We start from the raw sequence: 13,250 nt of genomic DNA, 5'->3' as shown, positions 1-13,250 counted from the left end.
TCAGAAAGGATGAAGCGTGTCATGAAAAAAATTGTCGGCATCACAATGGGAGATCCTGCAGGGATCGGACCTGAAATCTCCCTTAAAGCTTTTGCCAAACCGGCACTCTATGACAAGTGCCGCCCATTATTAGTCGGAGACAAAAGTGTTGTTGATTACTATTTAGCAAAACATCCTGAATTAGCTTTGGAAGTGAATGTGATCAGCCAGCCCAAGGATGGGCGTCATGCATTTGGAACGATCGACCTGATCGACTTAAAGATCGTAGACATGGCAACTTTTCACATTGGTGAAGTTTCTCATGTCGGTGGTGACGCAGCGTTTCAATATGTGAAGAAAGTCATCGAGTTAGCTTTAGCCAAAGAGATCGATGCAACGGTAACGAATCCATTGAACAAAGAAGCCATGAATGCTGCCGGTCATCATTATGCGGGACATACAGAAATCTATGCCGACCTAACCGGTACCGATAAATATACCATGATGTTGGCAGATGGCAACTTGCGAGTCGTACATGTCTCGACCCATGTGTCATTACGGGAAGCGTGTGACCGGGCCACGAAAGAACGTGTCCTCGATGTGATTCGTATCGCAGATCAGGCTTGCAAAGATCTAGGGATCGAAAATCCTCGCGTTGCAGTTGCTGGCTTGAATCCACACTGTGGCGAAAATGGATTGTTCGGCCGTGAAGAAATCGATGAAATCAATCCTGCTGTAGAAGCAGCCAAAGCGGAAGGAATCAATGTGTTTGGTTCATTGCCTGCAGATACTCTTTTTTCAAAAGCCAATGGGGGCATGTATGACATCGTCGTCGCCATGTACCACGATCAAGGCCACATTCCTTTGAAACTTTTAGGCTTTGTCTACGATCAAGAAGCACAAAACTGGAAAGCAGTGCAAGGCGTCAACATTACGTTGAACCTTCCGATCATTCGGACTTCTGTCGACCATGGAACGGCCTTTGATCAAGCAGGTAACTGGACGGCTAGTGAAGCCAGTTTAGAAAATGCCATCGATTACGCTATTCGGTTGGCAGAACATTCAAAATAAGCACAAATGCAGCACAACATAAAAATTTGGTTAGGGGGAGAAACACGTTGACTCATTTAGAACAAGTGCGACAATCAGAGCCGAACGGTGTCATGTACCGAGATACATTCTTGAATGTTGATTTTGGTTTGATTCCTACCGGTGGCAACAACACAGCTCACGCACCCGCTTTGATCGAAACAGCAGATGGCGGGATGTTGTGTGGGTGGTTTGCAGGAAGCTTTGAGGGAAGCGGCGACATCTCGATCGTCGTCTCAAAATTAGACCCAGAAACACAGAAGTGGTCGGTTCCCGTTACTGTTTCAGAAGGCATAGACCGTAGTGAACAGAATCCGTCCTTTTTCCGGGCGCCAGATGGCAAGATTTGGCTGATCTACACATCCCAAGTCAGCCGCCAAGAAGGAAAAGACAACATGCAGTTCACTTCAATCATCATGGTTCAAAAATCAGCTGATGAAGGAAAAACATGGGGAAAACCAGAAGTTCTCTTTGATAAAGAAGGCACTTTTGGCCGTCAAGGAATCCAAATCTTAAGTAATGGCCGTTGGCTGTATAGCACGTGGCTGTGTGAAGATTCAGCTGATGGGTTGACGAATGACCCGACAGAGTTCCAAGTATCGGATGATCAAGGACAGACTTGGCGTGCTGTTCGGATGCCAGATAGCAACGGTCGGGTCCATGCCAATGTCGTGGAAGTCGAGCCTGGTCATTTAGTTGCCTTCATGAGAAGCCGCTTCGCAGATTTCGTCTACAGCAGTGAATCCTTTGATTTTGGCGATCGTTGGTCTGTGCCGACAGCAACTGTTTTACCTAATAACAATGCTAGTATCAGTGCGATCAAACTGAACTCCGGTGAAATCGCATTGGCATACAATGTCAATGCCGCACCAAATGCTGCTTTTGGACAAGTCGCTTGGCCGGGATTGCGGAATCCAGTCGCTGTCTCTGTAAGTGAAGATTTTGGCAAGACATGGCCGATCGGACGAATTTTTGAAGCTGCAGAAGGCTATATCGGTGCGGAAAACAAAACCAACAATTCACAACATGAATACCCAACCCTTTACCAGGATAGCCGGGGGAATTTACATCTGGTCTATGCCTACCGCAATCGTCTTTGTGTGAAGTATGTTCGTTTCACCGTTGCTGATCTGTTTGGCGAAAAACGGGAATCCGTAGGTGTGTATAATCCAACCTCCGGTGAAGGTGTCGAGAAATAAACAAACGTCGGTAACATTGACGGAAAGACAGCCCAATATCGCGCTTGGTCCCCTGAAAAAAGCGGCAGCGCGGGCATCCGTCAATTTAATGAAAATGAAACCGTATTCCATACGTGTTCTATAAAAGAGGAGAGACATTACTATGAAACCAATCGAATTAAAAGGCATCATCAGCCCTATTTTGACCCCAATGTATGAAGACGAAAGTATCAACTTTGATGAACTGCGCAACCAAGTAGATCGCATGATCGACAATGGGGTCCACGGGATTTTTCCTTTTGGTACAAATGGGGAAGGCTATATCTTGTCTGCAGAAGAGAAAAAGCTTGTCTTAGAAGTCGTTGTTGATCAAACTGCAGGCCGGGTACCGATCTATGCTGGTTCAGGAGCCATCTCTACAAAAGAAACAATCGCCCAAAGTAAAATGGCACAGGCAGCTGGCGCAGATGTTTTATCGATCATTGCACCGAGTTTTGCAGCAGCGAGCCAAGAAGAAATCTATACGCACTACAAAACGATTGCCGAAGCAGTTGATATGCCGATCGTGCTTTACAATATTCCTGCTCGAACAGGGAATGCTATTGCACCAGCGACTGTCGCTCGTCTGGCACAAATCGAAAATATCATTGGTGCAAAAGATTCTAGCGGCAACTTTGCCAATATTTTAGGCTATATTGAAGCAGGAAAGGCAAAAACGAACGGGAAATTCTACACATTATCAGGCAATGACCAATTGATTATCTGGACGCTATTAGCAGGAGGTACTGGCGGTATTGCGGGTTGTGCCAATGTTTATCCGAAAACAATGGCATCTATCTATGACCTTTTCGTAGAAGGCAAGATCGAAGAAGCGAAGACAGCCAATGAACGGATTCAAAACTTCCGCAACTGTTTCAAATATGGCAATCCCAATACCATTGTTAAAACAGCCGCAGCGTTACTTGGCAACAACGTAGGAAAATGCCGGGCACCATTCAACCAAATTCCAGCTGAAGGAATCGAAGCATTGAAAAAAGTATTAGAGGAAGACAAAGCGAAAGGCATGCGTTAAGAAGTCCACAAGCATTTGTTTTGTGTAGGCAAAAGCAGTCTGAGAGGTGTGGCGTAAGGGAGGAATAGCTCAATTTCGCTAGCGTGTTGGCTTTAAAATAAGTTAGCGAATCAGCTAGATAAAGTGCTCACAGGAAGTGGTCTTGTCCCTCTCCTTGTGACAGCAGCGAAGGAGCGGATCTGCGTTCATTCGCCACCTAATTTACGTCACCTCTCCTGCACATGCGTATGACTAGAAGTAGGAGGACACTATGACTATTCAAATGATGATTGCATTAGCAATTACCGTAGTAATGATTGTTTTAGTAATGATTGAAAAAATTCCCTTTGGAGCGGCGCCATTATTTGCCTGTTTGTTGCTAGTCATTTTTGGTATTACGGATATTAAAGGGGCTTTTGCCGGTTTCTCGAATTCGACCATCGTCATGTTAGCTGAGTTCATGGCCATTATCGCTGCCCTTGAGAAGACAAGTTTTATCGTCGTTTTCAAAAAAGCCATGTTCTCGATGGCAAACAAAGGTGGCTTCAAGTCTTATATTCTGATCATTCTGGTAGTGATGTTAGGATGTAGTTTGTTCGGAACGGGTTCAACTGCGTATTATGTACTGACACTTGGGTTATTATCTACACTGCCTTATTCAAAAAAATTACCCCCATCAAAAGTGATTATGACTGCGGGATTTGCGACCAATCATCCGTTGATTCCTTTCAATACCGCATTGCAGTATGGGATCGTGATCGCTGTTTTGAATTCTGCTGGGATCATGGCAGAGGTTTCTGTTTTTAAATTTGCAATTGTTAACTTATTTTTATCCATTGGCTTTTTAGTCAATTGTATCATTCAATACAAATTTCTTCCGGATCATCCTACTTCTGAAGACTGCAAAGATGTGGATGTCACTAACGGAAATGTTACCGCTTCCCGTCTGCCGAGATGGAAAGAATTGACGACTTATGGTGTATTTATCTTTGCGGTCATCGGTATGTTGCTACAAAGTAAAATCGGCGATGCCGGCTATGCGATGGCTGGTTTATCTGTTGCGGTGATCTTATTGATTGGTGTCTTAGACTTTAAAGAAATCCGTGATGCCATCAGTGCACCGATCATCTTGATGTCAGCCGGGGTCATTGGTGTGGCAGACGCATTAGGAAGTACAGGATTGACCAATTTAGTTGGGACTTCGGTTGCGGGAATGTTGGGAACCAACGTGAATCCTTTTGTGATGATCTTTGCATTCTGTATTTTGACCAGTCTGTTGGCTACATTAACAGGATCGACCATTGGTACAGTCTATGTATTTACGCCACTAGCGATCGCTACTTGCAGAAGTTTAGGCTTAGATCCTACAGCCGCAGCTTGCGCCATCGTGATCTCAGGTTGGTGTGGTCACTTCCTGCCAATTGATGGGATGCCAGCAATGATTTTAGGAACTGGGAAATACACAGCCGCACAATTTTGGAAATTTACGATTCCGCAATACTTTATCCGTCTCGTATTTCTAACCGTGGGATCGATTTTGATGTTCCCGATGTAATAAACTGGAATCAACTGTTCAACAAGTATGAAAGAGGTGTAAGACAATGGAAAATCACTTTGAATTAGAACATATTGGTATCAACATGGAAAATGAAACCGAAGCACAAGAACTTGCCACCCAACTGAGCATGATCTTTAATCTGACGCCACGACATGGACAGAAATCAGAATTTGCCGGTGACTACTTCGAATGTATGAAAGCACCTTTCTTAGGAAAAAATGGACATATCGCTATGCGGACTTCCAACTTGGAAAGTGCAGTAGAGGAGCTAAAAGCCAAAGGACTCTCCTTTAATATGGATACAGCTGCCTATGATGAAGAAAACAAATTGAAAAATATTTATCTTGCCGGCGAGTTTGGCGGATTTGCCATTCATATCTTAAGAAAATAAAAGCATCCTTTGCGATCTGCTCCTTATTGAATATCAGTCATAGTAGAACGGAATTTCTTTCTGCTATGACATTTTTTGATAAAGGAAGCCAGATTGGTAAAACCGAATGAACGATGAAACTAACATTAGGAGATGAACACAGTGGATTTATGGTTTACCAAATCGAAAGAAGAAGTCTTACGCTCGTTGGATACCAATGCAGCTGCAGGGCTATCCAGTCAAGAAGTTGAAAAAAGGCTGCAGTCTTTCGGAAGAAATGAATTAGAAGTGAAAAAGAAAGAAAGTTTATTGAAAAAAGTGATCGGGCAATTAGAAGATCCAATGATTATCGTACTATTGATCGCTGCTTTTCTTTCTTATGTTTCCAGCGGTTTTGAAGACTGGATCGATTCCGTCATTATTTTGTTGATCGTCGTGATCAATGCCATCATTTCGATCTCACAAGAAAACAATGCCAATAAATCCTTGGAAGCATTACAAAAAATGTCAGCCCCGTTGGCTAAAGTGATTCGCAATGGGAAACTGGAACATATTGAAACAGCTACTCTTGTTCCGGGAGATATCATTGAATTAGAAGCTGGCGATTTAGTACCAGCGGATGTGCGGATCTTGTCAGCAGCCAATCTAAAAGCAGATGAATCTGCCATGACAGGTGAATCAGTTCCTGTGAACAAAAAAGCACTAGAAGCATTGCCTGAAGATACTGTTTTAGCTGATCGCAAGAACATGCTGATTTCCTCCACAGTGATCACTAATGGGCGTGCAACTTGTGTCGTTACTAGTACCGGGATGAAAACGGAAGTTGGTCGTATTGCGAACATGTTGATCTCTGAAGATGACAATACGACACCGCTACAACGAAAAATGGCAGAAATCTCAAAATTGTTATCGATTATCTGTTTAGGGATCTGTGTCCTGATGTTTATCGTAGGTCTTTTATACAGTCGGCCAATTCTTGAAATCTTCATGATGGCTGTTTCCCTTGGGGTAGCGGCTATTCCCGAAGGACTGGCGGCCATCGTTACGATTGTTCTGGCATTAGGTGTTCAACGATTGGTGAAACGTCATGCCATCGTGAAGAAGCTACCTGCAGTCGAAACTTTGGGGGCTGCTTCAGTGATCTGCAGTGACAAAACGGGTACATTGACGCAAAACAAAATGACCGTAGTTGAAACCTTCGTTCATGGATCGGCAACCCCGCAGCAACTATTGGCCATCGGAGCATTGTGTAATGATTCTAAGTTAACGGTCAATGGCAGTGAGTTCCAAGTGACCGGCGACCCGACAGAAACCGCATTTGTCAGCAAAGCGTACGAAGAAAAATTAGACAAAAATGAGTTAGAAGCAAACATGCCTCGTGTGGCTGAGATTCCTTTTGATTCGGAACGCAAATTGATGAGCACGATCCATAAAACCGAACAAGGCTATCGCGTCATGGTCAAAGGAGCACCTGATGTTTTGCTGAATCGCTGTAGGATTGATGAAGCAGAAGCTCAAAAAATTGCTGCTAAAAATGCTGATATGGCATCAAATGCCTTGCGCGTTCTAGGTGTTGCATATAAAGACATTACTGAAGTGCCCGAAGAGCTGACTTCAGAAGACATCGAGAACCATTTGACATTTGTCGGGTTAGTCGGAATGATCGATCCTCCCCGTCAAGAAGTCAAAGAAGCGGTGGCTCAATGTTACGAGGCAGGGATTCGCCCCGTCATGATCACTGGTGACCACAAATTGACTGCGGTTGCAATCGCCAAAGAATTGAATATTTTCCGCTCTGGAGATCTAGCCATGACAGGTTCAGAACTGGACATGATGCCGCAAGAGATATTGGAAGAAGAAGTAGAAAAGTATTCTGTCTATGCGCGAGTTTCGCCTGAACATAAAATGCGGATCGTTAAGGCTTGGCAGGCAAAAGGCATGGTCGTTGCCATGACAGGTGATGGTGTCAATGATGCGCCTGCCTTGAAAGTAGCCGATATTGGTTGTGCGATGGGAATCACCGGGACGGATGTGGCTAAAGGGGCAGCGGATATGATCTTGACGGATGATAACTTTGCCACGATCGTCCATGCGGTCGAACAAGGAAGAGGGATCTTCTCCAATATCAAGAAATCGATTCAGTATTTATTGAGTTGTAATATCGGTGAAATCATCACGATTTTCGTTGCAACTGCATTGAATTTCCATCAGATGCCATTAGTTGCGATTCAACTCCTCTGGTTGAACCTAGTCACTGATTCACTACCTGCATTGGCTTTAGGAATGGAACCAGTTGAGCCAGGCGTGATGAAACAAAAACCTCGCGATTCCCGGAAAAGCATTTTTGCTGATGGCTTTGCTGCAAGTATGATCTTTTACGGCATTTTGGTAGGAGCAATCACGTTGGCAGCTTATTGGTTAGGGGAATACGTCTTATCAGATCCAACCGTTGCTGACGGCACAGCAAATACGATGGCATTTGCTACACTCGTCTTTGGGGAATTGACTCGTGCGTTTGCTGTCCGCAGCGAAACACGTTCTATTTTCAGCATTGGTGTCTTCTCCAACAGTGCGATGAATAAAGCCTTTCTAGTCAGCTTAGCTTTGCAGTTGGCGGTCTTGTTCATTCCATTCTTGCAAGAAATTTTCAAAGTTCAAAGTTTGACAGGAATTGAATGGGTGATCGTGATTCTGCTCTCATTAGTCCCACTGATTGTTAGTGAATTGACTAAAGCTTTTCGCAGCAAAGACGCGAAAGTTTTAGAAGGCAAACTTTCAATGTAACAAACGTCACTGATTTATCGGCATTTTCCTTTTGGGAAATGCCTTTTTTGAATGTTAAAAATCTGTACTTACCTGATTCCTAGAGTTTTACATTTGGCTGTGGTGGCAAACTTATGGATCAAAAATAGTGGTTGCGTTTCCAATTTCTTCGTGGTATTATGCAATTAATAAACAGGCATGTGACTGGTTAAGCAGGCAGGACCTATATAAAGCAATGAGTGAATCGTTCTGATTCATTTGGTTGTTTTAATAGGTGTTGTCTGCTTTTTTCTTTGTTTGGCCAACGAAGAGAAAAATAATCTAAAGGAGAAAAAAACAATGAATGTAAAGGAAACGGCAACTGCCATCATCCAATTGATTGGCGGAAAAGAAAACATCTCTCATTTGGAACATTGTTCAACGAGGTTACGGTTTACCCTGAAAGATCATGCTCTAGTTCAAAAAGAAGCACTAGAAAAAGTGGAGGGTGTCATCGGAGTCCGGCAGAATGTCCAGTGTCAAGTTATCATTGGCAATGATGTTGTGGAAGTTTATGACGAAGTGATGTCACTGTTGGGGCATCAGTTAGACAATGCGGACAGCGGAAGTGCAACAAAGCAGTCTTGGGGAGCTGTCCTGTTGGATTTTGTTATTTCCATTTTTCAGCCACTTATACCGGCGGTTGCCGGAGGTGGTGTTTTAAAATCACTACTGTTACTCGCTTCTGTTACAGGAGTGCTTGATAATCAAAGCCAAACGTATCAAATTTTAAATCTTATAGGTGGAGCCCCCCTTTACTTTTTACCGATTTTAGTCGCTATGACCACGGCAAATAAATTAAAAGTAAATCAATTAGTGGCTGTTTCAGCAGTCGGGGCGCTGATTTTGCCTGAAATAACAGCGTTGCTGACAGATGGAGCAACCTTTTTGGGGATCGGATTACAGAATATTGCCTATGCATCACAAGTTTTTCCTGCAATTTTAACGGTTTTGTTTTATTCGCAAGTCGAAAAACTATTTACTCGTTTTTCTCCAAAACCGATTCGCATCTTCTTTGTTCCGATGATGAGTCTAGTAATCACAGTTCCAGTGGCGCTATTGATTTTAGGACCTTTAGGATTTGAGGTAGGTACAGTTTTCTCTGCAGCGATTATTTGGCTTTATACTCATCTAGGCTGGGTTGCAACAGGTATCTTAGCAGCTGTGTTACCATTGATGGTTGTGACCGGTATGCACAAAGCAATGATCCCTTATGCGGTCTCTTCCATGAGCGAGATGGGGGCAGAATTGCTTTATTTACCGGCTTCACTTGCCCATAATATTGCTGAAGCTGGGGCATGTTTTGCTGTCAGTCTGCGGACAAAAGATCAAAAGCTTCGCTCAACAGCTATTTCTGCTGGAATTTCTGCACTGTTTGGCATTACAGAGCCCGCATTGTATGGGGTAACGATTTTAAACAAACGGGTATTATATGGGGTGATGGCTTCTAGTTTGGTTGGTGGAGCAGTTGCTGGCATCTTTACAATCAAAGCGTTTGCATTAGTGGGTCCGGGTCTTGCTAGTATCACCATGTTCGTTGATGAATCAAATAGTATGAATTTAGTTTGGGCATTAGTCACTTTAGCAGTCTCTTTTCTTGCGGCTTTTGTTTTAGTCCTGTTTCTTTTTAAAGATAAAGTCATGGAGGCCGTTGAAGGAAAAGAAGACCCTCAATCAGAAGTTCTCAGTCAGCCTGTTGCGGGACAAGTTGTTACGCTAGCCGAAATAAAAGACGATGTCTTTTCCAGCGGAATGATTGGTGAGGGATTCGGTATTATCCCCACATCTGGCGAACTAACAGCACCAGAGGATGGAGAAGTGACTATGTTGTTTGAAACCAATCATGCGATTGGATTAAAGACCCAGAATGGTGCTGAAATCCTATTCCATATAGGGATCGACACGGTGCAATTAGAAGGAAAATATTTCACACCGCTTGTCAGTGCGGGGGATTATGTCAAAAAAGGACAACCATTGCTTCAATTCGATTTAGAAGCCATCAAACAAGCAGGGTATGACCCGACTGTTATCTGCGTTGTGACTAACAAAGAAAATTTCATTATCAAACCAATTGAACAAACAGAAAATATGTCTAAAAGCGAGGGTGTTTTATCCATCTCTCCATTTGTTTCGTAAAATTCAAGCAGCATAATCAAAAAACGTGAAGGAGAATACAACTATGAGTCAATCAACATTTCCAGAGAATTTTTTATGGGGCGGAGCGATTGCTGCCAATCAAGTGGAAGGTGGGTGGAATTTAGACGGGAAAGGGTTGTCTGTAGCAGATATCGCCACGTATAAACCAGATGTCGACACCAAAAATTTTGCAGCCCATATGCATGTGACGGTAAACGCCGTGAAAGAAGCAATCGCTGATCCAACAGACACGATTTATCCTAAACGTCGGGGAATCGATTTTTATCATCGTTACAAAGAAGATTTGGCGTTATTTGCTGAGATGGGTTTCAAAGTACTACGCTTATCGATTGCATGGACGAGATTATTTCCCACAGGAGAAGAACTGGAGCCAAATGAGTCGGGCATTGCTTTTTATCGAAATGTCTTTCAAGAAATGCAGCGTTTAGGAATCAAACCGATCGTGACACTTTCACATTATGAAATGCCAGTCGCGTTGAGTTTGAAATATAATGGTTGGGTTGAACGCAAAGTTATCGCTGACTTTGTCCGATTTGCCACAGTCTGCTTTGAGGAATTTGGGGAATACGTAGAATACTGGCTGACCTTTAATGAGATCGACAGCATTCATCGTCATCCCTTTACAACAGCTGGAATTATTCCTGAACAATGTACTCCAGGGAAAGAGCATCAAGAAATCTATCAAGCCTTGCATCATCAATTTGTCGCTAGTTCACTAGTTACAAAAGTTGCACACGAAAAAAATCCTCAAAACAAAATAGGCTGTATGATTACAAAATTAATGACTTATCCGTTAACCTGTGATCCACTAGACGTGGAATTGACATTGAAGAAGAACCTAGAGAATAATTTTTATGCAGATGTTCAAGTAAAAGGAGAATACCCTCGCTTAATTTTGCGAGACTTGGAAAAACGTGGCATCAAGATTGAAATGGCACCGGAAGATCCTCAAATACTAAAAGATTATACAGTGGATTTTCTTTCTTTCAGCTATTATATGTCTATGGCGGAATCTGGGGATCCGCAAGCAGAACGAACACCAGGAAATACTGTACTAGGGGTGAAAAATCCTAAATTACCATCCACTGAATGGGGCTGGCAGATTGATCCTAAAGGACTAAAGATTTCGCTGATCGAGTTATATGATCGCTACCAAATTCCATTGATGATCGTCGAAAATGGAATGGGAGCAAAAGATATCCTTGAAGAGGGGAACGTTCATGATCCGTATCGTAGGGACTATTTCGAAGCGCATTTTAAACAAATGAAAGAAGCGATTGATGAGGGCGTAGATCTGATTGGTTATACAAGCTGGGCACCAATCGATTTAGTTAGTGCTGGTACCTCCCAACTGTCAAAACGATATGGCTTTATTTATGTGGATGCAGATGATGAAGGACATGGCACTTATGATCGATCCAAAAAAGACTCTTTTGACTGGTACAAAAAAGTGATTGAGACTAATGGCGCAATCCTAGCAGGAGAATGACGAAGGAGCGATAGTGCATGATTTATATCAAGAAAGTCTTAAATTCAAGTGTTGTACTTGTTGACAATGAAGGCCAAGAAATGATTGCACTTGGAAAAGGCATTGGATTTGGGAAAAAAGCCGGAGAGCAGATAACGGATTCTCAAATTGATCAAGTATTTCTCCCAATTGATGAAACGAGATCTCTGCAGTTTGCTGAATTAATTGATGAGATACCCATTAGGTTTTTTGAGATGACGAAAGAAATCGTTCAATTGGCCCAACAGTTAATGCCCAATCCGCTAAACTCTACGATCTATTTAACGTTGTCGGATCACTTGCATTTTGCTGTTGAACGCCAAGAGAAGGGGTTAAGTATCACCAATCGTTTGTATTGGGAAATCAAAAACTATTATGCAAAAGAATACGCAGTTGCAGAACAAGCGTTGCTTTTGTTACGTGAAAAGTATCAAATCTTTCTTCCAGAAGAAGAAGCATCAAATATTGCTTTTCATTTGATCAATGCCCAATCTGCGTCTGCGGATAATCAGGATGGGTTGAAGAAAGCGAAATTGATTGGGATTATCGTAAACCTTGTCCGCTATTCGATCCAGCAAGATGTGAATACAAATTCGATTCATTATAGCCGCTTTATCACACATGTCCGTTTTTTTGTAGATCGTTTCTTTACAGAAGGATTATTGCAAGAAAAAGACGAAGGACTGTATCGGCAAATGTGGGCCCTTTACCCAAATGCTATGGAGATTGCAACAAAGGTAAAGGCGTATGTAGATAATGAATATCAAACGAAAATCCCTGAAAATGAGATCGTTTTTCTAGGTGTCCATATCAATCGTTTAATGAATCATTCGGCGATTGAACAATAAGAAGCCTGATTTTGGACCTGTCTGTAAGTCATATACCTGTGTAACGATCAGGTATATGACTTTATTCGTAATTTCAAGCAATACTTGATAAAATGACCTACAAATGAATGGGCTATTGTTTTAGACCAGAAGAGGTGTGTATAAAAGATGGAACTAATGAAATATCGAGATGAATACAAAGAAGATGTTGTCAATTATTTTCTGACTGACGAAATGTCCTATTTCACAGGGACGCCACAAGAAAATATTGCAATCTCCCAAAAGAATCGACAGCATCATTCGATCTTGGCTTTTTCCCAACAGAAATTGGTTACTTTTTTTGTTTTGGATGCAGGACCCCAAAAAGCAGACTATACGGATGAAAATGACGCTCTTTTGTTGCGGAGTTTCTCTACTGATGCGAGATTTCTAAGGAGAGGATATGCAAAAGAAGCATTGCGATTATTGCCTAATTTTGTAAAAACTCATTTTCCAGCAACTAAACAAATTGTTCTTGCAGTCAATAAAAAAAATAGTGCAGCAAAAAAACTGTATTATTCAATGGGTTTTGTAGATAGTGGTGAAGAGAAAATGGGACCCAAAGGACCGCAGCATCTTTTGGTTTATCCGCTTTGACTTGTTTCTTACTGAATGGGTAACAAAAGGGCAGGGGCACTCGTCCTTTTCGATTCGAACCATGCAGTTTCACTTATGTGCTCCTCATAGTTGTTC

General features: G+C 42.4%; 10 protein-coding genes. All 10 read left to right on the top strand.

The window, feature by feature from the left end; all coding sequences use genetic code 11:
* The first annotated feature begins 21 nt into the window (after window positions 1-21).
* Window positions 22-1,050: a 4-hydroxythreonine-4-phosphate dehydrogenase PdxA gene (pdxA, locus tag IGJ45_RS15560; RefSeq protein ID WP_409531084.1), complete on the top strand. Its 1,029-nt coding sequence runs from the start codon at window positions 22-24 to the stop codon at window positions 1,048-1,050.
* 92 nt (window positions 1,051-1,142) lie between these two features.
* Window positions 1,143-2,267 (top strand): sialidase family protein, encoded by a 1,125-nt coding sequence (locus IGJ45_RS15555; protein ID WP_113850267.1) that lies wholly within the window; start codon window positions 1,143-1,145, stop codon window positions 2,265-2,267.
* Window positions 2,268-2,409: 142 nt separating this feature from the next.
* Window positions 2,410-3,318 carry a 4-hydroxy-tetrahydrodipicolinate synthase gene (gene dapA / locus IGJ45_RS15550; protein WP_081131138.1) on the top strand — a complete coding sequence of 303 codons (909 nt, stop codon included), beginning with the start codon at window positions 2,410-2,412 and terminating at the stop codon, window positions 3,316-3,318.
* 250 nt (window positions 3,319-3,568) lie between these two features.
* The gene (locus IGJ45_RS15545; protein WP_081131137.1) at window positions 3,569-4,852 is read left to right on the top strand and encodes an SLC13 family permease; all 1,284 of its coding nucleotides are present in this window, start codon (window positions 3,569-3,571) and stop codon (window positions 4,850-4,852) included.
* Window positions 4,853-4,898: 46 nt separating this feature from the next.
* Window positions 4,899-5,246, top strand: coding sequence for a 2-dehydro-3-deoxy-phosphogluconate aldolase (locus IGJ45_RS15540; RefSeq protein ID WP_029486217.1), 348 nt, complete (start codon window positions 4,899-4,901; stop codon window positions 5,244-5,246).
* A gap of 132 nt (window positions 5,247-5,378) precedes the next feature.
* The gene (locus IGJ45_RS15535) at window positions 5,379-8,009 is read left to right on the top strand and encodes a calcium-translocating P-type ATPase, PMCA-type (protein WP_409531085.1); all 2,631 of its coding nucleotides are present in this window, start codon (window positions 5,379-5,381) and stop codon (window positions 8,007-8,009) included.
* Window positions 8,010-8,327: 318 nt separating this feature from the next.
* Complete coding sequence (locus tag IGJ45_RS15530) at window positions 8,328-10,163, top strand: beta-glucoside-specific PTS transporter subunit IIABC (RefSeq protein WP_138371359.1); 1,836 nt, start codon at window positions 8,328-8,330, stop codon at window positions 10,161-10,163.
* A gap of 43 nt (window positions 10,164-10,206) precedes the next feature.
* Complete coding sequence (locus tag IGJ45_RS15525) at window positions 10,207-11,673, top strand: glycoside hydrolase family 1 protein (RefSeq protein WP_005469874.1); 1,467 nt, start codon at window positions 10,207-10,209, stop codon at window positions 11,671-11,673.
* A 17-nt stretch (window positions 11,674-11,690) separates the two neighbouring features.
* On the top strand, window positions 11,691-12,539 hold the full coding sequence (locus IGJ45_RS15520) for a PRD domain-containing protein (protein WP_005469876.1): 849 nt from the start codon (window positions 11,691-11,693) through the stop codon (window positions 12,537-12,539).
* Window positions 12,540-12,686: 147 nt separating this feature from the next.
* Window positions 12,687-13,154: a GNAT family N-acetyltransferase gene (locus tag IGJ45_RS15515; protein ID WP_409531086.1), complete on the top strand. Its 468-nt coding sequence runs from the start codon at window positions 12,687-12,689 to the stop codon at window positions 13,152-13,154.
* Window positions 13,155-13,250: the final 96 nt, after the last annotated feature.

This window comes from Enterococcus sp. DIV0574 (genome assembly GCF_051711125.1).
Taxonomy (GTDB): domain Bacteria; phylum Bacillota; class Bacilli; order Lactobacillales; family Enterococcaceae; genus Enterococcus_D; species Enterococcus_D gallinarum.
Note: the sequence above shows the minus strand (reverse complement) of the source record. Positions and strands in the feature narration are given on the sequence as shown.